Origin of the sequence: Synechococcus sp. L2F, assembly GCF_024345695.1 — a bacterium.
In the GTDB taxonomy this organism is placed as follows: Bacteria; Cyanobacteriota; Cyanobacteriia; order PCC-6307; family Cyanobiaceae; genus MW101C3.
In genome coordinates, this window is sequence record NZ_JAGQBP010000003.1 from 173,418 (window position 1) to 194,808 (window position 21,391).

At 67.6% G+C, this 21,391-nt stretch carries 20 protein-coding genes; 10 read left to right on the forward strand and 10 right to left on the reverse strand.

Annotation, left to right across the window (positions count from 1 at the left end; translation table 11 throughout):
• The first annotated feature begins 18 nt into the window (after positions 1-18).
• Entirely contained in the window at positions 19-615 is a 597-nt protein-coding gene (locus KBZ19_RS09990) for a triacylglycerol lipase (RefSeq protein WP_255100832.1), read from the forward strand.
• 10 nt (positions 616-625) lie between these two features.
• On the opposite strand, the gene KBZ19_RS09995 is transcribed toward KBZ19_RS09990, so the two are convergent.
• From KBZ19_RS09995 to thrS, 5 genes are all read right to left on the reverse strand, one after another.
• Positions 626-2,737: a M3 family metallopeptidase gene (locus KBZ19_RS09995; RefSeq protein WP_255100833.1), complete on the reverse strand. Its 2,112-nt coding sequence runs from the start codon at positions 2,735-2,737 to the stop codon at positions 626-628.
• Positions 2,738-2,798: 61 nt separating this feature from the next.
• On the reverse strand, positions 2,799-4,373 hold the full coding sequence (locus KBZ19_RS10000) for an NAD(P)H-quinone oxidoreductase subunit 4 (RefSeq protein WP_255100834.1): 1,575 nt from the start codon (positions 4,371-4,373) through the stop codon (positions 2,799-2,801).
• Positions 4,374-4,538: 165 nt separating this feature from the next.
• Positions 4,539-5,489, reverse strand: coding sequence for a homoserine kinase (gene thrB, locus KBZ19_RS10005; RefSeq protein ID WP_094512909.1), 951 nt, complete (start codon positions 5,487-5,489; stop codon positions 4,539-4,541).
• A gap of 103 nt (positions 5,490-5,592) precedes the next feature.
• Positions 5,593-6,645: a glucokinase gene (locus tag KBZ19_RS10010; protein ID WP_094512908.1), complete on the reverse strand. Its 1,053-nt coding sequence runs from the start codon at positions 6,643-6,645 to the stop codon at positions 5,593-5,595.
• A gap of 64 nt (positions 6,646-6,709) precedes the next feature.
• Positions 6,710-8,545 carry a threonine--tRNA ligase gene (gene thrS / locus KBZ19_RS10015; protein ID WP_255100835.1) on the reverse strand — a complete coding sequence of 612 codons (1,836 nt, stop codon included), beginning with the start codon at positions 8,543-8,545 and terminating at the stop codon, positions 6,710-6,712.
• Positions 8,546-8,738: 193 nt separating this feature from the next.
• Here thrS and KBZ19_RS10020 point away from each other — a divergent pair, with 193 nt between their 5' ends.
• The 3 genes from KBZ19_RS10020 to KBZ19_RS10030 all read left to right on the forward strand — a co-directional run bounded on the left by KBZ19_RS10020 (position 8,739) and on the right by KBZ19_RS10030 (position 10,651).
• Positions 8,739-9,290, forward strand: coding sequence for a hypothetical protein (locus tag KBZ19_RS10020; RefSeq protein WP_255100836.1), 552 nt, complete (start codon positions 8,739-8,741; stop codon positions 9,288-9,290).
• A gap of 416 nt (positions 9,291-9,706) precedes the next feature.
• On the forward strand, positions 9,707-10,117 hold the full coding sequence (locus KBZ19_RS10025) for a DUF2605 domain-containing protein (RefSeq protein ID WP_255100837.1): 411 nt from the start codon (positions 9,707-9,709) through the stop codon (positions 10,115-10,117).
• A gap of 75 nt (positions 10,118-10,192) precedes the next feature.
• Entirely contained in the window at positions 10,193-10,651 is a 459-nt protein-coding gene (locus KBZ19_RS10030) for a TM2 domain-containing protein (RefSeq protein ID WP_094512907.1), read from the forward strand.
• A 243-nt stretch (positions 10,652-10,894) separates the two neighbouring features.
• Here KBZ19_RS10030 and trpS read toward each other — a convergent pair whose 3' ends face one another.
• Genes trpS through KBZ19_RS10050 form a run of 4 tightly spaced genes read right to left on the reverse strand, consistent with a single transcriptional unit; the run spans position 10,895 to position 14,140 of the window.
• Positions 10,895-11,911: a tryptophan--tRNA ligase gene (trpS, locus tag KBZ19_RS10035; protein WP_255100838.1), complete on the reverse strand. Its 1,017-nt coding sequence runs from the start codon at positions 11,909-11,911 to the stop codon at positions 10,895-10,897.
• Positions 11,908-12,552, reverse strand: a complete 645-nt coding sequence (locus KBZ19_RS10040; RefSeq protein ID WP_255100839.1) for a hypothetical protein — start codon at positions 12,550-12,552, stop codon at positions 11,908-11,910. The genes trpS and KBZ19_RS10040 overlap by 4 nt, the downstream gene beginning before the upstream one ends.
• A gap of 51 nt (positions 12,553-12,603) precedes the next feature.
• Positions 12,604-13,134, reverse strand: a complete 531-nt coding sequence (locus tag KBZ19_RS10045; protein WP_255100840.1) for a hypothetical protein — start codon at positions 13,132-13,134, stop codon at positions 12,604-12,606.
• Complete coding sequence (locus tag KBZ19_RS10050) at positions 13,127-14,140, reverse strand: cation diffusion facilitator family transporter (protein ID WP_255100841.1); 1,014 nt, start codon at positions 14,138-14,140, stop codon at positions 13,127-13,129. The genes KBZ19_RS10045 and KBZ19_RS10050 overlap by 8 nt, the downstream gene beginning before the upstream one ends.
• Positions 14,141-14,252: 112 nt before the next feature.
• On the opposite strand from KBZ19_RS10050, the gene KBZ19_RS10055 reads away from it, so the two are divergent.
• The 6 genes from KBZ19_RS10055 (at position 14,253) to KBZ19_RS10080 (ending at position 20,987) form a co-directional block, all read left to right on the forward strand.
• Entirely contained in the window at positions 14,253-15,608 is a 1,356-nt protein-coding gene (locus KBZ19_RS10055) for a YcjF family protein (RefSeq protein ID WP_255100842.1), read from the forward strand.
• 258 nt (positions 15,609-15,866) lie between these two features.
• Entirely contained in the window at positions 15,867-16,943 is a 1,077-nt protein-coding gene (gene psbA, locus KBZ19_RS10060; RefSeq protein ID WP_255100843.1) for a photosystem II q(b) protein, read from the forward strand.
• Positions 16,944-17,118: 175 nt separating this feature from the next.
• A complete protein-coding gene (locus tag KBZ19_RS10065; protein ID WP_255100844.1) occupies positions 17,119-18,126 on the forward strand; it encodes a metal ABC transporter substrate-binding protein in 1,008 nt (335 codons plus the stop codon).
• Positions 18,127-18,130: 4 nt separating this feature from the next.
• Positions 18,131-18,940 (forward strand): metal ABC transporter ATP-binding protein, encoded by an 810-nt coding sequence (locus KBZ19_RS10070; protein ID WP_094512902.1) that lies wholly within the window; start codon positions 18,131-18,133, stop codon positions 18,938-18,940.
• The gene (locus tag KBZ19_RS10075) at positions 18,940-19,779 is read left to right on the forward strand and encodes a metal ABC transporter permease (protein ID WP_094512901.1); all 840 of its coding nucleotides are present in this window, start codon (positions 18,940-18,942) and stop codon (positions 19,777-19,779) included. Before KBZ19_RS10070 ends, KBZ19_RS10075 begins: the two co-directional genes overlap by 1 nt.
• Positions 19,776-20,987 carry a DUF4336 domain-containing protein gene (locus tag KBZ19_RS10080; protein WP_255100845.1) on the forward strand — a complete coding sequence of 404 codons (1,212 nt, stop codon included), beginning with the start codon at positions 19,776-19,778 and terminating at the stop codon, positions 20,985-20,987. Before KBZ19_RS10075 ends, KBZ19_RS10080 begins: the two co-directional genes overlap by 4 nt.
• Positions 20,988-21,024: 37 nt before the next feature.
• Here the strand turns inward: KBZ19_RS10080 and KBZ19_RS10085 are convergent, their stop codons facing one another.
• Positions 21,025-21,372: a DUF760 domain-containing protein gene (locus KBZ19_RS10085; protein WP_094513026.1), complete on the reverse strand. Its 348-nt coding sequence runs from the start codon at positions 21,370-21,372 to the stop codon at positions 21,025-21,027.
• Between the last annotated feature and the right edge of the window lie 19 nt (positions 21,373-21,391).

Genomic DNA, 21,391 nt, shown 5'->3' on the forward strand with positions numbered 1-21,391 from the left:
GGCCATCAGGATGGCCCGATGACGGCGCTTCCCCCCCTTGTTCTCGTCCACGGTCTCTGGGACACCCCACGGCTGTTCGCACGGCTGACCCGCCAGCTGGCCGGCGCCCGCGACCCGCTGCTGATCCCCCACCTGCCCCACCGGCTCGGGGCCACCCGCATGCGGCCGCTGGCGGAGCGGCTCGGAGCGGCGATCGAGGCGGCCTTCGGCCCGGATCAGCCGATTGATCTGCTCGGCTTCTCCATGGGCGGAGTGATCGGTCGCACCTGGATCCAGCTGCTGGGTGGCCATCAGCGCACGCGGCGTTTCATCAGCGTCGGCAGCCCCCAGCAGGGCACGATCGTCGCCCAGCCGTGGCCCTCCTGGCTGGTGGGCGGCATCGCCGAGATGAAGCTGGGCAGCCCGCTGGTGCGCGAGCTCAACGGCGATCTCAGCGGCCTTGAGGGGGTGGAGTGCCAGAGCTACTACTCGCCTCTGGACCAGGTGGTGATACCGGCCTGGCGGGGCGTGCTGCCGGTGGGGCCGTGCACACCGCTGCCGCCCACCCTGCACCAGCACATCCTCAGTGACCCGCGCTCGCTGGAGGCGCTGAGGCTGGTGCTGCTGGCCCCCTGAACAGGCAGGTTCAGGCCACCGCCACCAGGCCCGAGTGCCGGATCAGCGCTTCCGGCGAGGGCTGCCGGCCGCGGAAGGATTCGAACACCTCGGCTGGATGGCGGCTGCCCCCCAGCCCCAGCACCGTGGCGCGGAAGCGGCGACCGGTGGCCTGGATGGCCTCCTCGTTGTCGAGGCCCACATCCTCGAAGGCGCTGAAAGCATCGGCGCTGAGCACCTCAGCCCATTTGTAGGAGTAGTAGCCGGCTGCGTAGCCGCCGGCGAAGATGTGGCCGAAGGAGCAGAGCAGCGCGTCTTCAGGGATCGGGGCGATCACGGTGGTGGTGGCAGCGATCTCACGGCGCAGTGCATCCGGTGAGCGGCCGTCCTCAGGGGTCCACTGGCTGTGCAGGCGCAGATCGGTGAGCGCCAGGTGCACCTGGCGCAGGGTGGCGGCGCCGGTCATGAAGGTGCGGGCTGCCTGCAGCTTGGCGAACTCTGCTTCGGGCAGGGCTTCGCCGCTCTGCCAGTGGCGGGCCATGCCCAGCAGGGTGGAGCGGTCGTAGCACCAGTTCTCCATGAACTGGCTGGGCAGCTCCACCGCATCCCACTCCACGTTGTTGATGCCTGCCGCCTGGGGGCGCTCCACCGTGGTGAGCATGTGCTGCAGACCATGGCCGAATTCGTGGAAGAGGGTCTCCACGTCCTCGAAGGTCATCAGGCTGGGGGTGTCGCCCACCGGCGGGCTCTGGTTGCACACGAGGTAGGCCACCGGCAGCACCGGCCTGCCGTCGTCCGTCACGCTGCGCACCAGGCATTCATCCATCCAGGCACCGCCCCTTTTGCTGCCGGGACGGCTGTAGGGGTCGAGATAGAACGCTGCAATGGCTTCGCCGCTGCCGGCGTCGTCGACGCGGAAGTAGCGCACATCGGGGTTCCACACCGGCGCCTCGCCATCGGCGGCGTTGATGCGGATGCCGAACAGGCGGTTGCAGAGGCCGAACAGACCATCCAGCACGCGCGGCAGCGGGAACCAGGGGCGCAGCGCCTCGCTGTCGAGCGCGAAGGCTTCCTGCCGGCGGACTTCCGCCCAGAAGCTCACATCCCAGGCCTGGAGGTCCTCGGCTTCAGTGGCGCCGGCGCGGACAGCACAGGCGCGCAGTTCGGCCAGTTCCTGCAGGGCAACGGGATGGGCGGCGGCACGCAGATCCTCCAGCAGCCGCTCCACCTCCTCCACCGAGCCGGCCATCTTGGCGGCCAGGCTCACATCGGCCCAGTGGGCGTAGCCCAGGCGCTGGGCCTGCTCGCGCCGCAGGGTGAGGATCCGCTCGATCAGCGGCCCGTTGCCGCCGTCTTCGCCGGAGGCCCGGCTCACATGGGCCTTGTAGAGGCGCTCGCGCAGATCACGGCGGCGGCTGTATTTGAGAAAAGGGGCATAGCGGGGCATGTCGAGGCCCAGCAACCAGGGGCCCTCGGCGGCGCTGGCCTCGGGGTGATCGGCCTGGCGTGCCGCCTGAGCCAGCTGCCCGCGCAGGCTTTCGGGCAACCCTTCCACCTCGGCCGCTTCTCTGAGCAGGAGGCTCCAGCCGTTGGTGGCATCGAGCAGTTGGTTGCCGAAGCGGGTGGAGAGCTCGGCCAGCTCCTGGCTGGTGGCGTTGAAGGCGGCCTGGGCGTCGCCTTCCAGCCCCACGCCGCGCAGCTCCATGTCGCGCCGTTCGGCCGCGAGGATGCGCTGCTGGGTGGCATCGAGGTCGTTGCTGGCCTGCAGGGTTTCCAGCGCCCGGTAGAGCACCCTGCTCTGGCCGACGCGATTGCCGAAGGCCACCACGGCGGCCTGCTGGCCGGCATGGGCGGTGCGCAGCTCCGGCCCGTTGCAGACGCCGTTGAGGTGGCTCACCACCCCCCAGCTCCAGCGCAGCCGCTCACCCAGCCGCTGCAGCGGCCCCATCACCTGCTGCCAATTCAGCGGAGCGTCGGCCTCGAGGGCTGCCGAGAGCTCTGCTTCCAGCCGGTCGAGCTGCTGATCGAGCTCGGCCAGCAGGCCGGGCATGTGCGCGCTGACCTGCTCGGGAGTGATCGCTGCGTAGTCAGGCAGGCCCTCGCCGACCAGCAGGGCCACAGGAGCTTCGAGGGTGGATGGCATCGCCGGGGAGCGTTGGGGTGGTGTGGACCCATTTCACCCCAGCGGTGCAGCCGCCGGCGGCTCAGCCCAGGACGGGAAGCCGGCCAAGGGCCAGCTGGGCGTGGGCGCTGAGCTTCTCGGCCAGGGCGTTGGTGCTGGCGCCATAGAGATCAATGGCCAGGCGGGGCCAGAAGCCGATCGCCAGGGTGGGGACCAGCAGCACCAGGCCGATCACCAGTTCGCGGGGTTTCATGTCACCCACCACGGCCAGGGCAGGAATCCTGGGGCCGAAGAACACCCGCCGGCTCATCGACAGGAGATAGACGGGGGTGAGCACCAGGCCGATGGCGGCCAGGATGATGGTGATCACACGGAAGCCGATCGTGAAGCTGTCGTTGCTGGTGACCCCCAGGAAAACGGTGATTTCACTGATGAAGCCACTCATTCCAGGCAACGCCAGCGAGGCCAGTGAACTGGCCAGGAAGAAGGCGAAGGTGATAGGCAGCACCTTGGCCAGGCCGCCCATGTTGGGGATCGACAGGGTTTTGGTGCGCTCGTAGAACACACCGGTGACGAAGAACATCGAAGCGGCGATCAAGCCGTGGCTGATCATCTGCAGCATGGCCCCGCTCAGCCCGAGGGTGTCGATGGCGCCGATGCCGAGCAGCACGAAGCCCATGTGGCTCACCGAGCTGCAGGCGATCCGCCGTTTGACGTTGTCCTGGGCGAAGGCATTGAGCGCGCCATACACGATGTTGACAATGCCCAGCACGATCAACGCCGGCGCCAGGCGCATATGGGCGTCGGGAAGCATCTGCACGTTGAAGCGCAGCAGGGCGTAGCCGCCCATCTTGAGCAACACGCCGGCCAGCAGCATCGACACCGGCGCGTTGGCTTCGCCGTGGGCATCGGGCAGCCAGGTGTGCAGCGGGAACATCGGCAACTTCACGCCGAAGCCGATCAGGAAGCCGAGGTAACAGAGCAGGGCGAAGCTGCCGCCGTAGGAGCGCTCACTGAGTTCCTGAAGGTTGAGGGTGAAGCCATCGCCGCCGAGGGCCAGGGCCAGTCCGCTGATCAGGATCAGCAGTGAGGCGGTGGCCGTGTAGAGGATGAACTTGGTGGCCGCGTACTGGCGCTGGGCGCCGCCCCAGATGGCGATCAGCAGGTACACCGGCACGAGCTCCAGTTCCCAGGCCAGGAAGAAGAGCAGGAAATCCTGCGAGAGGAACACCAGCGATTGGGCGGAGGCCTGCAGCAGCAGCAAGCCGAAATAGAGCTGGCATTTGCGGTTGAGGTTCCAGCTGGCGGCCACCGCCAGCAGGGTGACCAGGCCGCTGAGCACCACGAGCGGTGCCGAGAGGCCATCGGCGGCCAGCGACCATTCCAGGCCGAGGGCGGGCAGCCAGGGCACCCGCTCCACCAGTTGCAGGCCGCTGAGGCTGCTGTCGAAGCGCTGGCTGAACACCCAAAGGATCAGCAGGAGGTCGACGAGCAGCACCCCGAGGGCAATGGTGCGGGGAGCGCGCGGATCGGTGCCATCGCCGGGCACCAGGGGCATCAACAGGGCCCCCGCCGCCGGGATCAGGGCGATCAGCGTGAGCCAGGGAAAGTCTGCAGGGAGAGAGGACGCGGCCGTCAGGGGCAGATTGGCGTCCATTTCAGCCTGCGAGGGGAACGTTCGGGCCGCCGCTGGGGCGGTGCAACCCGGAGAATTTATCAGTTACACGCACGGTGCTGAGTAGTTCTACTCAACAGGGCTGTGGACACGGATCGCAGCAGGGATCCGCCGTGGCGTCGGCGGGAATTGTGGCGAACTCCGGGTTCAGTTGCGGTCGGGCAAGGGCTCCCAGCGGCTGCCGCCCAGATGCAGATCCAGCACCTGAAAGCGCGAGGCCACCCCTTCCCGTTCCCAGGCCTGGGTCATCGCCCGGCCCACCGCTGCGGCCTGGTCGCGGTTGCTGAGCGCCAGCAGCGTCGGACCGGCACCGCTGATCACACACCCCCACGCCCCTGCGTTCAGCGCCGCCTCCCGCACCTGCCGGCCGCCCTGGATCAGGCCCCAGCGGTAGGGCTCATGCAGACGGTCGTGCATGCCATCGGCGATCAGATCGCCGCTGCCGGTGCGCAGGCCCTGCAGCAGCAGGGTGAGCGAGCCGAGGTTCACCACCGCATCGGGGATCGGCACCACCCGCGGCATGGCCCGGCGCGCCTCGCTGGTGGAAAGCCGTATCGCCGGGATCGCCACCACGGCCTTCACCGCTTCATGCCATTCACAGCGCACAACGCGCCAGCGGTGCGACGCCGCCTTGGCCGTCATGCAGAGGCCGCCGAGCAGGGAGGGCACCACGTTGTCGGGGTGGCCTTCGATGTCGATCGCCAGCTCCAGCAGCTTCTCGCGGCTGAGCGGTTCTCCCACCAGCGCATTGGCGCCGATCAGGCCGGCCACGATTGCGGTGGCACTGCTGCCCAGGCCTCGCGCCGGCGGCACCGCCAACCGCACCCGCGCTTCGAGCGCCACCGGCTGTTCGCCCGCCTCTTTCCACACCCGCTGTGCCGAGCGGTACATGAGGTTGTCGGGGCCGCCGCGCAGGTGGGCGCCCTCGCTGCCTTCGATGATCAGCTCGAAGCGCTCACCATCCCCCTCGATGCAGGTGAGCTGGAAGTGGTTGTTGAGATCGAGGGCGGCGCCGAGACAATCGAACCCCGGCCCCAGGTTGGCGGTGGTGGCGGGGACATCCACCGCCACTCCCTGCCCGATGCGGGGCCTGACCATGCGTTCCTTCCCTTCCTGCTGACCGTGATGGGTTCAGTGTCCCATTCGCCGGTGCGCGCCGATACAGGCCCGCTGCTCCACGCCCGCCATTCCGGCCCTGCGCTCAGCCCATCAAGGTGCGGGCGCGGCAGGCGGCGCTGAACAGGCCAGCCCCCGGATCCACCAGCGCCCGCAGCGGAATCGTCTTCAGCACCGGCGAGAGCCGCCCCTTCGCCCCGAAGGCCTCCAGGAAGACGGGAGAACGCAGCTGGGGCAGCAGCTTGGCGGCCGTGCCGCCGCCCACCCACAGGCCGCCGCTGCAGAGCGTCTGCAGGGCCAGGTCGCCGGCGGCGCTGCCGTAGGCCCCAAGCCAGAGATCGAGCGCCGCTGCAGCGAGCGCCTCCCCGGCCAGGGCCGCCTGGGCCACCAGGGCCGGCAGATCCGGCCGCTCCGCCAGCCCCTGCCTCTCCGCCTGCCACCAGGCCTCGGCCGGGGCGTGCAACGGGTGGCTGCCGCCCGGATCGCGCTCCCGCAGCATCCAGCGCGCCACATGGCCGAGCCCGGTGCCGCTCACCACCCGCTCGATCGAGACACGCTCCAGTTCCAGCTCGTTGAGCAGCCATTGGCGCAGGCGCCATTCCTGCTCCTGGCGCGGCGCAAAGGCGGCATGGGCCGCTTCGCTGGCCAGGGCGATCGGGCCGTGCGGGCCGGGCACGCCGATCGCCACCCCCAGGCCGGTGCCGGCGCCGAGCACGGCCACCGGCCCCGTGGCAGCGGCGGCAGCCGGGTGGGCGTTGCCGCGCAGCGGTTGCTGCTGCTCGGGCGAAAGATGGGGCAGGCCATGGATCAGCACGGCGAAGTCGTTCACCAGCTCCACGGCCTCGAACGCGCAGGCCTTGGCCAGGGCGCCGGCATCGAGATGCCAGGCGAGGTTGGTGAGCTTCACCTGGCCGTTCTGCACCGGCCCCGCTACCGCGAAGCAGGCCTGGCGGGGCGGACCTGTCTCTGTGCCCTGGGCACCTTCGGCCAGGAAGTGACGCACCATGGCGCTGAAATCGCTCCAGGCGGCCGAGGCATAGCGGGCCGAGCGCAGCTGCACCAGCTGACCCTCCCGCACGGCATAGGTGGCGAGCAGGGTTTTGGTGCCGCCGATATCGCCGGCCAGCAGGATGGGCATGGGGAAGGTGCGCCGTGGTGGGATGCTGCCAGGCCCGGTGACGACGCGCCGCAGGGCCCAGGGCTCAGCCGACCGGCAACTCCAGACCCGCCGCACGCACGCTGTTGGCCTGGGCGGCTGCGGCCAGCAGCTCGGCCAGGGCCACCGCGCCAAGATCACCGTTGCGGCGGCTGCGCAGGTTGACGCTGCCCTGCTCGGCTTCCTGGGTGCCGATCACGCCCAGCAGCGGAATCTTCATCTGCTCGCCCTTACGGATCAGCTTGCCGAGCCGTTCTCCGCTGCGATCCAGCGTGGCTCTCACTCCAGCGGCGTTGAGCTGGGCGAGCACGGTGTGGGCATAGGGCAGCACCTCATCGGTGACCGGCAGCAGACGGATCTGCTCCGGTGCCAGCCAGAAGGGGAAATCACCGGCGTAGTTTTCCACCAGGATGCCGAAGAAGCGCTCCAGCGAGCCGAAGATGGCGCGGTGAATCATGATCGGCCGCGCCCGCTGGCCATCGGCGGCCACGTAGTGCAGATCGAAGCGTTCGGGCAGGTTGAAATCCAGCTGAATCGTGGAGCATTGCCATAACCGGCCGATCGCATCCTCGATCTTGATGTCGATCTTGGGGCCGTAGAACGCGCCGCCCCCTTCATCGATCTTGTAGGCCCAGCCCTTGCGATCGAGCGCCTCCACCAGGCCGGCGGTGGCCAGCTCCCACACAGCATCCTCCCCGATCGATTTCTCTGGCCGGGTGGAGAGATGAACCTCGTAGTTCTGGAAATCGAAGGTGGAGAGGATGGTTTCGGTGAGGTTGAGCACACCGAGGATTTCATCGCCGATCTGCTCGGGCAGACAGAAGATGTGGGCGTCGTCCTGGGTGAAGCCGCGCACGCGCATCAGACCGTGCATCACCCCTGGCCGCTCGTAGCGGTACACCGTGCCCAGCTCCGCCCAGCGGATCGGCAGTTCCTTGTAGGAGCGCAGGGTGTTGGCGTAGGTGAGCACGTGGAAGGGGCAGTTCATCGGCTTGAGCTGGAACTGCCGCTCATCCACATCCATCGGGCCGAACATGCTCTCCCGGTAGAAATCCAGGTGCCCGGAGGTTTTCCAGAGGCTCAGATCGGCCACATGGGGCGTGTAAAGCAGCTCGTAGCCGGAGGCGAAGTGCGCCTGCCGCCAGAAATCCTCGATCAGCAGCCGCATGCGGGCGCCGCGCGGATGCCAGAACACCAGGCCGGCACCGGCCTCGTCTTCGATGGAGAAGAGGTCGAGGTCGATGCCGAGCCGGCGGTGATCGCGGCGCAGAGCCTCCTGCTTGCGGCGCTGGTGCTCCGCCAGCTGCTCGGCTGTTTCCCAGGCGGTGCCATAGATGCGCTGCAGCTGGGCACGTTTCTCATCGCCGCGCCAGTAGGCGCCGGCCACGCTTTCCAGCTCGAAGGCCTTGGGATTCAACTCGCTGGTGTTGGCCACGTGGGGCCCGGCGCAGAGATCCCACCACTCCTCGCCGAGCGTGTAGAGGGTGATCGGCTCGATGAGGCCCGCGAGAATTTCCAGCTTGTAGGGCTCGTTCTGGGCCGAGATGCGCGCCTCCGCTTCAGCGCGGCTCACCTCGATGCGCTCCAGCGGCAAGCGGCGGCCGATGATCTTGCCCATCTCCTTCTTGATCGCCTTGAGATCGGCTTCGGTGAAGGGTTCGGGATGGTCGAAGTCGTAATAGAAGCCGGATTCGGTCCAGGGGCCGATCGTGACCTGCGCCCGGGGAAACAGCTTCTGGACAGCCATGGCCAGCACGTGGCTCATCGAGTGGCGAATTTTGAGCAGCTGGGGGCTTTCGCTCGTTTTGGGCAGCAGCACTGGGGTGGTGACCGTTTCCCCAGAGCGGCTGGCGGGCTCGGCGGCAGGGGAAGCGGTAGGCACGGCAACGGGCCAGAAGACCCTCAACTCTAAGCATCGGCTGTTGATCCTCCTAGTGATAGGAACGCTGCCATCCCCTGGGTGCGGCGATTGCCGCTGGCCGGCCGCTTCGGAGCCCCTGGCGCTAGGAGGCCAGTCTCAGGTGGGACGTTGAGAGAAGGCTAAAAACCTGAGAAGTGTCTCTACTGCTGGACGAGTGACCGAATCTGCGGGCACTGCCAGGCAGGGCTGGATGCGGAGAACCCGGTTCAGCGACAAGGTGGCTGGATCCAGGGACACAGCGGCGTCCGGGACCGTGGTCAGTGGCGTGGCCGCTGCCGCGCCGGCGAATGCATTGCTCTTTGGGGTGAGCTCGTGTAATCGCCTCTACTGGATCACTCGTTCTAGGCAGAAGGAACAGGTGCTTTCTCATTCTCTGGATCCCACCACCCTCTTGGGCCATGGCCTTGCTGTGCATCCCCACAGGTTCAATCTGTTGGTAAGGGATCGCGTCAATAATCTCCGGACTTTGCGTGATGGCACCGACGCGCTGGCGATCGCTGCCACCTCCATGCTTGACAGCGACAATCGGCTGCGCAGGGTAGGAGCCTATTCTTCGCTGGATTGGAGCATGGTGCCGGAGGGAACCATTACGTTTGACCGGAACGATCCACGACATCCCGATCTGCAGCTGTTACAGACCTGGCAATCATCAACTTGCCCAGTATTCAGACAAGAACGTTCTCTACGGCGTATCCAGCAATTCTGACCAATGGTATTGGGTCAGCATCCAGCTTGCCAACAACACATGCGCTGCCACAGATGTGCCCTCATGGAGCACACACCTGGTTTTCTTCGATCGTTCTGATGTGACGCTGACGCGGGAGATCAGCCGAAGCGGCCCCATGCCCGTTCTGTTCCCCAGCCGCGGTTGAAAGCTGTAGCGGCGTTGGCTGGAGCCACAGAATCAAGCGCCGGACTGCGGCAGAGCATGCACGGCCTAAGGCCCCGCCTCGGTCTCCCATCCGAGCCACTCCGCCCGGAGCCGCGCGATCCCGCACGGATGTGGCCGCCGCCTTGGCTGATCCTGCGTTGCACCTGCAAGCGTGGGTCCGGCGCACCACAGTTTGCGCCAGTACGCCAGCCGCTGCTCTGCCGAAAGCGGGCTGTGTTCCTAGGCTGTCCATGAGCTGGAGCACACCGATTCCCGACTCTTCCTCACCGTTTTCGCAGCCTGCGGGAGCTGGCCCGCTGCTCAATCAAGTGCTCGATTCGTTGCTGGATGATTTTCAGCGTTGGTTCGAGCGGGGCCAAGATCTGCTGGCCTATTGCCCGGAAACGGTGCTGGGGCCCACGGAGCAGCGGGATTTTGATGCCATGCTTACGCGCTCGTTGCAGGAGTTGATGGCGGCACGAGCACTGCGCGGCGCCATGAGTGAAACCCTCGCCCTCGACATGCAGGCAATGGCCCCTTGGCACCGCCTTGTGATGAAGGTGTGGGGTTTGTCGGCAGCCTTGCGGGAGGCGGGGGTGACCCTGCCCCCGGACCGCCAGAAACCGGCCCTGTTCCCCCCGCCGCCCCCTGGAGACGGATGACACCACGCCAGGCCGGAGCCCAGCCAGAGCCCCGATAGCATCGGGGATCCGCTGTGAGCATCGCTGGTTTTGAGCATGGCGAGCCCCCTGATCGAGCGACGCCACGTGGCACTCGGCTATCTGTTCTGGGCATGCGGCTTCGTCGGCCTGTGCGGTCTGCATCGCTTCTACGCCCGCAAGCCGCTGAGCGGGGTGTTGTGGCTGCTCACCTTTGGCTTCTGCGGCATCGGCCAACTGATTGATGCGCTGCTGATCAGCTCGATGATCGAGCAGGCCAACCAACCGCTGGTGTTGCAGGAAGCCCTCGCCAAAGCCGACACCAACCGTCCGGAGCCGTTGGCGCGCCAGTTGCTCGTGCTGGCCCGCAGTTCCGGCAGTGTTGGCTTCACCCTCAATGACGCGATCCTCGCTGTAACACTGCCCGCCGGCACCGACCACGACGCCGTGCGCACCGAAATCGAAGAGCTGCTGCATGAGCATCTGCTCGATGTGGGCAATGATGAACGTGGTCGCGTGGTGTACCGGGAGCCTTGAGCGGCGTACCGCAGCCTGACTGCTCCCGCGCGACCAAGGCGAAGAGGAGCGTGACGCCATAGGTTGCCCCAGTCAATCAGCACGATTTCCCGTTTGGCTCCGTTGTGTTAATCATGGCGAAAGGTTTATCAGTCGCATCGTGCCACTCACTGCTCAGCAAAGCAGGCACGCCAAGGGCTATGTCTGCATCGGCTTGGGGAAAAGCAACGTCAGTCTTCAAGGAACGCGGCATCGCCCTCGTGATCAGGCCGCCGGCAAGAAGCCCAGGGCTGCCTTCACACGCTCCAGCGTGGCAGTGGCCACGGCTGCCGCCCGCTCCTTGCCCTCGCGCAGCACTTCGCTCAGGTAGGCCTCGTCGCGGCGGATCTCGGCATAACGCTCCTGCAGCGGCTGCAGGGCGGCCACAGCGGCTTCCGCCAGCAATGGCTTGAACTGTCCCCAGCCCATCGCGGCGCATTCGGCGGCAGCGGTGTCCCGTGTCTTGCCGCTGAGCAGGGCGAAGAGCCCGAGCAGGTTGTCGGCTTCGGGGCGTTCGGGGTTGCCGAATTCCAGCCCCATCACCGGATCGGTCTTGGCGCGTTTGATCTTTCTGGTGATCAGCTCGGGCGGATCGAGCAGGTGCAGGCGTGAGCCCTCATTCGGTTCGCTCTTGCTCATCTTGCAGCGGCCGTCGATCAGGCTCATCACCCTCGCACCCTCCGCCAGGATCAACGGCTCGGGCACCTTCAGCAGCGGCTGGTCTTCCGGCGCGAAGCGGGCATTGATGCGCTGCTGGGCGATGTCGCGGGCGAGCTCCAGATGCTGCTTCTGGTCTTCGCCCACCGGCACCAGATCGGCGTCATAAAGAAGGATGTCGGCAGCCATCAGCACGGGGTAATCGAGCAGCCCCACCGACACGTTGTCGCCCTGCTTGCGTGCCTTCTCCTTGAACTGGATCATGCGCTCCAGCCAGTTGAGCGGCGTGACGCAGTTCAGCAGCCAGGTGAGCTCACTGTGCGCCGGAACCTGGCTCTGCACGAACACCGTGGAGCGCTGTGGATCAATGCCGCAGGCCAGGTAGAGGGCGGCGGTGCGGCGCGTGGCCTCCGCCAGCAGGGCGGGATCGTGCGGCACCGTGATCGCGTGCAGATCCACCACACAGAAAAATGTGTCGTGGCTGTCCTGCAGTTGCACCCAGTTGCGGATCGCCCCCAGCCAGTTGCCCAGGTGCAGCGATCCGGTGGGTTGCACGCCCGAGAGCACACGTGGCCGAAGCGTCACAGCTGCGTCTCGGCGTCGGTGGGCAGCGCCTCGGCGTCGCTGGTGTGTGGGCTGCTGGTGTCTGCAGCGTCGTCGGCCAGGGTGGGTTCCTCAGCGGGGGCGCTGGCTTCGGCCACTGGCTCGGGCTCACGCACCGGCTCCGGCCGGCTCGGGCGGGCGAAGGGATCGGGCCGGCTGATCACGCGGCGCTCGCCGCGCCCCTCCGGACGTCCTTCACCGGAGCCCTCGCGCCGGCCACGCCGGCCTTCGCCGCCTTCGCCATAGCGGCCCGTTTCTGAGCGCCCGCCTTCGGGGCGGCTGCGTTCCGGCCGGTTGCCCGCCTGGGCGCGCATCTCGGCCACCAGTGCATCGAGCGCACCCTGCTCCAGCAGCTGGGCCACGGTGCGGATCGAAAAGCCCAGCGCCGCGATCGTGGAACGCAGCTGGAAGGCCTCCTGCACCACCTTGGCGGCCCGTTGCTCGTTCTCGCTCAGGCGGATGCGCAGGCCGCCACTCTCGCGGTGGCTGCCGGCTTCCCTGCCACCGCCCGGCGGGCGACCACCGCCCCGGCGTTGCACCTGTTGCCCAGCCTCAACGGGCACCACGTCGGTGGTCACCACGTCTGTGGTCACCGCTTCGGTGGTCACAGAGTCGGTGGGCATCGCGTCTGTGGGCACCGATGCGTTCTCCAGGTCGGCCATGGCCGCAAGCCTTCAATCAGGGGGCAAGTGTGCCGCATCAAGGGCTCCGGTCTCCACCAGCCAGTGGATGCGGTGCGGCTCCTGGCTGCCGCGCCGGCCCAGCACCACCAGCGGCAGCGGCCGCTCCTGGCCGGCCGCGAACAGCTCGCGGTAGGTGCGCAGGAAGGCCAGGTAGGCGGCCAGCGTCCAGCCGTGATGCGGGCCCTCCAGGGCCTGCCAGTGGCGGTGCAGGGCGAGCTGGCAGGCCGCGGGTCCGAACTCCTCCCAGCAGCGGGCCTGGGCGGCGCCTTCGCTGAACCCCTGCTGGCGCAGTTCGCGGAAACGCACGAGTTCCGGCGCCTCCGCCGTGCTGTCGGGCGGCAACAGCCGGGCCAGGTGTTCCACCGGTGTGACCCGCAGCCGCAGCCAGCAGCGATCGAGAACCAGCACCGGCACGCCGCCGTGCCAGCTGGCATGGCCCTGCTGCTCCAGCAGCAACTGGCGCACGCGCACCTGCTGGCGGGGCGTGAGCAGTGCGATCAGCTCACGGTTGCGATCAGCCATGGGCTCCGCGAAAGGTGATCTCCGAACGCGCATATTCGCGCGGTTCCAGGTGAATCGTGCAGCGCACTGGCCCGAAGCGTTCCTCCAGCCGTTCCTCCACCCGTTCGGTGATGCGGTGGGCGGTGGGCAGGTCGTCGGCGTCCACCACCATGTGCATGTCGATGAACACCTGCTGGCCGAGCACCCCGCGGCTGGCGATGTCGTGGCAGTTCAACACCCCCGGTACCGCCATGGCCACCGTGTGGATCGCCTCGGGGGCGATGGCGATGTGATCCACCAACCAGGGCAGGTTGGTGCGCACCACCTGCCAGCAGGAGCGCACCAGCAGCAGGGCCAGGGGCGCCGCCACCGCCACATCCAGCCAGTTGAGCCCGAACATCCTGGCGCCGCCGAGGCCGGCCAGCACCATCAAGGTGGTCCAGATGTCACTGGTGGTGTGGTGGGCATCCGCCAGCAGCAGGGCGCTCTTGAGCCGCAGCCCCTGCTGCCGTTCGTAGCGGGCCAGCAGGATATTGCCCAGCAGCGACACCACCAGCAGCACGAAGGCGCCGTTCTCCAGCCGCAGCGGTTCCAGCCCGCCCAGCACCCGTTGCGCCGCCGACTGCAGGATCTCGATGCAGGCGAACAGGATGAACACCGCGATCGCCAGGGCGCCGATGCCTTCGTATTTGTGGTGCCCGTAGGGGTGGTCGCGGTCGGGGAGTGGATCGGAAAGGCTGTTGGTGATCACCCCCAGCAGGCTGGAGAGGCCATCGGTGGCGCTGTGCATCGCATCGGCCAGCACCGCCAGCGAACCGCTCCACAGCCCCACGAACAGTTTCAGGAAGCTCATCGCCACGTTCACGCTCAAGGCGATCAGCAGCACCGTGTTCACCGCTTCGCGGTTGTCGGCCACGGCCGAGCGGGGCGCGTCTCCATGGGCGGCGCCTTCACGGGCCAGCCCCCCGTCGGCCACGTCCTTCGGGGCCTGGGCGCCCGTGTCGGGACGGATCCGCTCAGCCGTCATCGGAGAGGCCCCCGGGCCTGGCTCGGTTGCCCCCAACCTATTGAGCCCCTGGGCAGGGGAGAGGAGCTGAGCTAAAGATGCTGACGTTCGTTCGCAGCGGGCGTTGCTCTCCTTGCCTTCTTCCGCTCGCCCCCTGGAGGCCGCTTCCTGGCGCGGCCTGATTCCCTTCCTGCCGGTGGCGGCCCCTGCCGCGGCCGTGCTCGGCGGTTGGCTGCTGCTCGACAGCCTGCACACCCCCCTCTCGGGCGGCCTCCCCCTGCTTGCGGCAGCCGGTGCCTGGTGGTGGTGGCGGCGCCCACGCGGCCCGATCACGCCCCAGCTGCCCAGCTCCTGGAGCGGCTGGATCGAACGCTGTGAGGGGCTGCTGCCCCAGTTCGAGCAGCTGGAGAGCGCCACCACGACCGCCTCCGACACCTTCCAGGCGGCCCAGCAGCAGCGCCGCGACCAGCTCCAGCAGCTGCGTGGCCGCCAGCACCGCCAGGCCCTCGATCTGGGGCTGGTGGGCCTGCGTCCGCTGGAGCGTGCCCTGGAGGGCCCGCTGGTGCAGGGCGTGCGCGCGCCCCTGCCGATCACCCTGCACTGGGGCCATCCGCTGGCGTCCCACAGCCCCGATTGGAGCTGGCCGGCCCCCTTCCCCCGCTGCGACCTGCTGCTTCATGCGGTGCACCCGCCGCTGCAGGCCGCCGATCTGCGCTGGCTGGAGACGCTGCCTGCCGGCCAGCCCGTCTGGCTGCTGGTGGTGGGTGAGGAGCCGCAGCTGGTGGCCGATCTGCAGGCCCAGCTGCCGGCGCCTCTGCGGGAGCGGCTGCTGCCCTGGAGCGGCCAGCCCGAGGCCCTGCCTGCTGCCCTGACGCCCTTGGCCCAGGAGCTCCGCCAGCAGGGCCACGCGCTGCTGCACCGCACCGAGCAGCGCCAGCTCGAGCGGTTGCACGGCGAATGGCAGGGTGTACTGGAGCGCCTGCGGCGTGAGCGCTGCAAGGCTCTCGTGCAACGCACCCAGTGGCTGGTGGCCACCGGCGTGTTCGCCGCACCGCTGCCCAGCGTGGATCTGCTGGTGCTGGCCGTGGCCAACGGGCTGATGCTGCAGGAGATGGCCGGGCTGTGGGATTGCCCCTGGGGGATGGAGCAGCTGCGGGCGGCGGCCACCGAACTGGCCCGTGCTGCCCTGGCGCTGGGGGTGGTGGAGTGGACCGGCCAAGCCCTCGCCAGCGTGATGCGGCTGGAGGGCAGCGCCTGGCTGGTGGGCAGCAGCCTGCAGGCGCTCAGCGGTGCGTATCTCACCCGGGTGGTGGCCCGGGCGATGGCCGATGTGCTGGCCCTCAGCAGCGGCGTGGCGGAAGCGGATCTGCAGGCGATCCGTCTGCAGGCCCCCCTGCTGGTGGCACGGGCCGCCGAGAGCGAACGGCTCGACTGGCCGGCGTTCCTCCACCAGGGCCGTCTGTGGGTGCTGCGCCAGGCCACGGCCTAAGGATTTTGGCTAAGGGCTTAGGCCTGGGGATTGTTGCGTTTGATCTACTGAATGATGTAGTTGCGTGAAGTTCGGAGCGCTTCTGTTGAACATCTGCGAAGAGATGGAGGACGCGTGCCTCGCTTCGGCAGCTCTTCCTTAGCGTTTTTGTACGGTGCCTTTTGCTGCTCTCTCGCTGCGGATGCTGGCGGATTTTCCGTTGCTGCCTGAGGCGAGTGGAGGGTGAAGAAGCCGTTTCCTTCCGTCCTCTTACCTCCAATGGCCACGGCTGTTCGCAGCGGACGTCTCAGCTCCTGGGAGAGCTTCTGTCAGTGGGTCACCTCCACCGACAACCGGATTTACATCGGTTGGTTCGGTGTGCTGATGATCCCCTGCCTCCTGGCAGCCACGATCTGCTTCATCATCGCCTTCATCGCCGCTCCTCCCGTCGACATCGACGGCATCCGGGAGCCCGTTGCCGGTTCCTTCCTGTACGGCAACAACATCATCTCCGGCGCCGTTGTTCCTTCCAGCAACGCCATCGGCCTGCACTTCTATCCCATCTGGCAAGCCGTGAGCCTCGATGAGTGGCTCTACAACGGCGGCCCCTATCAGTTGGTGGTGTTCCACTTCCTGATCGGCATCTCCTGCTACATGGGCCGGCAGTGGGAACTCTCCTACCGCCTCGGCATGCGCCCCTGGATCTGCGTCGCCTACAGCGCGCCGCTCTCGGCCGCTTTCGCGGTGTTCCTGATCTACCCCTTCGGTCAGGGTTCCTTCTCTGACGGCATGCCCCTCGGCATCTCCGGCACCTTCAACTTCATGCTGGTGTTCCAGGCGGAGCACAACATCCTGATGCACCCCTTCCACATGCTGGGTGTGGCTGGTGTGTTCGGCGGCTCCCTGTTCTCGGCCATGCACGGTTCGCTCGTCACCAGCTCGCTGGTGCGTGAGACGACCGAAAGCGAGAGCCAGAACTACGGCTACAAGTTCGGCCAAGAAGAAGAGACCTACAACATCGTGGCTGCTCACGGCTACTTCGGTCGCCTGATCTTCCAGTACGCCTCCTTCAACAACAGCCGCAGCCTGCACTTCTTCCTGGCCGCCTGGCCGGTGGTGGGCATCTGGTTCACCGCCCTGGGCGTGAGCACGATGGCCTTCAACCTCAACGGGTTCAACTTCAACCAGTCGGTGCTGGATGCCCAGGGCCGGGTGCTCAACACCTGGGCCGATGTGCTCAACCGCGGCAACCTCGGCTTTGAGGTGATGCACGAGCGCAATGCTCACAACTTCCCGCTCGACCTGGCCCTGCTGGAGTCGGTGCCGGTGGCGCTGCAGGCTCCGGCGATCGGCTGAGCCAGCCTCTGTCGCCAGCCGCCGGGGGCCAGCTCCCCTGGCACCTGCACCCCTGAAGGCCTCCGCTGCGGCGGGGGCCTTTTCTTCTGGCCCGGCAGCGCCTCCGCTGCCGCAGGCACGTGCCGCACCAGCAACGGTTACGTCAGCGCCGCTTGTGTTCTCTTAGACCATTTTCGTGTTTGACGTTGCGCCGTTGATGGCGGCCCGCTCGATTCTCAGGCGTCCTGCCCTGGCCCTTTGTGGCGTGCTGATGCTCACCAGTGGCGCCCTGATGGGTTGCACGCCGTCGCCGCGTCCGGCCGAGCGGACACCGGCCCCCGGCACCTCCGCGGCTGGCACGCCAGGGGCCGCAGCGACGCAAGGGAAACCGCGCGTGCTCACCACGTTCACAATCCTGGCCGACATGGCCCGCCAGGTGGCCGGCGACCACCTGCAGGTGGAGTCGATCACCCGGCCGGGCGCCGAGATCCACGGCTACGAACCCACTCCCAGCGATCTGCGGCGGGCTGAGGGGGCCCAGCTGGTGCTGGTCAACGGCTTCGGCCTCGAGCGCTGGGCCGATCGGTTTCTCTCCGGCCTGCCGGACGTGCCGCGGGTGGTGCTCACTGACGGCATCGAGCCCTTGCCGATCGCCGGGGATGCCTACGCCGGCAAGCCCAATCCGCACGCCTGGATGTCGCCCTGGCTGGCGGAGGTTTATGTGGAGAACATGCGCAAGGCCTTCACCCAGCTCGCCCCCGCCCATGCGGCCGATTTCAAGCGCAACGCCGAGGCCTACCGCGCTGAGCTGCGCGCCCTCGACAGGGACCTGCGCCGCGATCTGGCCACCCTGCCGCCCCAGCACCGCCTGCTGGCCACCTGCGAAGGCGCCTTCTCCTACCTCGCCCGCGATTACGGCCTCACCGAGGCCTACCTCTGGCCTGTCAATGCCGAATCCCAGGTCACCCCGCAGCGCATGGCCCGCCTGATCGCCACGGTCCGAGAGCGCCAGGTGCCGGCGGTGTTCTGCGAAAGCACAGTGTCGGCAGAGGCGCAGAAGCAGGTGGCCGCGGAGAGCGGCAGCCGCTTTGCCGGTGTTTTCTTCGTGGATTCCCTGTCGCCTGAAGGTGGCCCGGCCTCCTCCCTGCTGGAGCTGCAGCGGCACAATGTATCCACACTGATCAACGGACTCAAGGGGCGCTGAGCCGATGCAACACCGCCCGCCCCGCCCGCCTCAGCACCGTCCGGCCCAGGAGCGCATCGTCGTCGACAACCTCTGCTACGCCTACAACGGCGTGGTGGCTCTGCATGACGTGTCGCTGCGGGCCTACGCCGGCAGCATCTGCGCCCTCGTCGGCATGAACGGCGCCGGTAAATCCACCCTGTTCAAGGCGCTGATGGGGTTCGTGAACCCTTCGCGCGGCACCATCGCCATCAACGGCGTGCCCCTGCGTGAAGCCCTGCGACAGCAGGCGGTGGCCTATGTGCCGCAGACCGAAAGCGTCGACTGGAACTTCCCGGTGAGCGTGGCGAACGTGGTGATGATGGGCCGCTACGGCACCATGAACCTGCTGCGCATTCCTCGTCGGAGCGACCACCAGGCCGTGCGTGAGAGCCTGGAGCGGGTGGAGCTCTGGCCGTTGCGCCACCGCCAGATCGGTCAGCTCTCGGGGGGCCAGCGCAAGCGGGCCTTCGTCGCTCGAGCCCTTGCCCAGGAGGCGTCAGTGATGCTGCTCGATGAACCCTTCGCCGGCGTGGACATCCGCACCGAGAAGCTGCTGATCCAGCTGTTCCAGCAGTTCCGCCAGGAAGGCCGCACGCTGCTGATCTCCACCCACGATCTGAGCCACGTCACCGGGTTCTGCGACGACGTGGTGCTGATCAATAAGACCGTGCTCGCTTACGGCGACACCTCTGAGGTGTTCACGCAGGAGAACGTGGCCCGCACCTTCGGCGGCGGACCGCTCGATTCGCTCACGATCACCCCGCCGGATCCGTCCGGTGAGGGCGACCTGTGATGGACGCGCTCCCCTGGCTCACCGAACCGTTGCAGCATGCCTTCATGCAGCGGGCCCTGCTGGTGAGCATGCTCGTGGCCTCCGTGTGCGGCCTGCTCTCCTGCTACATGACCCTCAAAGGCTGGGCGCTGATGGGTGATGCGGTGTCCCATGCGGTGATGCCTGGCGTGGTGATCGCCTATGCCCTCAACCTGCCCTTCGCCCTCGGCGCCTTCGTGTTCGGCGTGGGATCGGTGGCGGTGATCGGCTACATCAAGCAGATGACGCGTATCAAGGAAGACACCGTGATCGGGCTGGTGTTCACCGGATTCTTCGCCTTCGGCCTGATCCTGGTGTCGAAGGTGCGCAGCAGCATCGATCTCACCCACATACTGTTCGGCAATGTGCTGGGCATCAGCCCCGCTGACATCCAGCAGACGCTCTGGATCTGCGGCCTGGTGCTGGCGGTGCTGCTGCTGCTGCGCCGAGACCTGATTCTGTTCTGCTTCGATCCCACCCACGCCCGTTCGATCGGCATCCACACCGGCGTGCTGCATTACCTGCTGCTGGCGGTGCTGTCATTGGCGGCGGTGGCCGGCCTGCAGACCGTGGGCATCATCCTGGTGGTGGCCATGCTGGTCACCCCGGGGGCCACGGCTCACCTGCTCACCGATCGCTTCGACAGGATGACCTGGATCGCCGTCGGCTCCGCCATGCTCTCCAGTGTGGTCGGCATCTACTGGAGCTACTGGCTGGATGCCTCCACCGGCGGCTGCATCGTGGTGGTCCAGACCTGCCTCTTCCTGGCCAGCTTCCTCTTCGCGCCCCGCCATGGGCTGATGGCGCAGCTGCGGCAGTGAGAGCCTCCAACGGCCTGCCCCCCACGCCGAGGCTGCGGCAGGGGTGGCCCTGGTGGCCGCTGCTGCCGCTCTATCCCTATGGCCGCCGCCGCACCCTGGTGCGCGAGCTTGTGCCTGGCCAGATCTGGAGTTTCGAGCAACTTCAGGGCGTGCTCTACGTGGCGGTGCCGATCCGCATGACCGTGGCACGCCTCACCGATGGGCTGCTGCTCTACGCGCCAGTGGCGCCCACCCAGGAGCTGCTGCACAGCCTGCGCGAGCTCGAAGCCCGCTATGGGCCGGTGCGCACGATCGTGCTGCCCACCAGCTCAGGGCTGGAGCACAAGCTGCCGGTGCCGGCGATGGCCCGGGCCTTCCCTGCCGCCACCGTGTGGGTGAGCCCGTGCCAGTGGAGCTTTCCGCTGCCGCTGCCCCTGCCCTGGCTCGGATTTCCCGCTGGCCGCACCCGGGTGCTGTTCGAGCAGGGCCTGCCCCACGCCGAGCAGCTGCAATGGGAGATGCTTGGCCCGCTGGACCTGGGCCTCGGCACATTCGTGGAAGTGGCCTGCCTGCACCGGGCCAGCGGCAGCCTGCTCGTCACCGATGCGCTGGTGGCCATCTCCAGCGAACCGCCGGAGATCTTCAGCACCGATCCCACGCCCCTGCTGTTCCATGCCCGCGAGCAGGGCGCCGAGCCGCTCAGCGATGGCCAGGAGCAACGGCGGCGCGGCTGGATGCGGCTGGTGCTGTTCGCCTCCTACCTGCGGCCGTCCGCGCTGGAGGTGCGACCCTGGCCAGAGGTGATCGCCGGCAGCTTCCGGCCGGGGCTGCGCGCCGCAAAGGCCTACTTCGGCCTCTACCCCTTTCGCTGGCAGCCCGGTTGGGAGGCTGAATTCGAGGCGCTGCTGGGCGGTGATGCCCATCCTCTGCAGGTGGCGCCGGTGTTGGAGCGCCTGGTGTTTCCCAGGGCCCGCACCGCCCTGGTGGCTTGGCTGCGGCGGCTCGCTCAACTGCCAAGCATTCGCCAGGTGGTGCCTGCCCACTACGCGGCACCTGTGGCGTCCACCCAGGAGGATCTCCAGCGTCTCGCCGATGCCCTGGAGCAGCGCCCGTGGGCGCCCTCCAGCGGATCGTGGGAATTCCTTGCCGGCATCGACAGCGCCCTTGTGCGTTGGGGCGTGGTGCCGGAGGTGCCGGCAGCGGAGCCTCAAGCCGCCGGAAAGGGCTGATCAGCCCGGATCTGGAGAGCCCAGCGGGGCTCTGGGCTCAGAGGCTCAGCTCGCCGGGGTCGGCATCGAGGGTGCCTTCGCCGAACAGGCTGCTCTCCAGCTCCATGCGCTGCTCCATCTGGCGCAGGAAGTAACCCGTCATCATCGCGGAGGCCAGCAGGCCAGCGAGATTGTCGCGACTGGCCTGGATCTTCACTTCAAACTGCTCGCCCGGCAGCATGCCCAGCAGGCCCTGAACGTTGTGGCGGATGATGTCCTGAATGTCGCCGCTGGCGGATCGGGCCACACGCTGCAAAACGTCCGGAGATTGCTCCTGCAGGTACTGGATCAGCGAGTTGCCGCTGATTGATTCGCTGTCGGTCGTCAGGAACTCCGGGTTGAACATCTCCGGTGTGCTCTGCGTC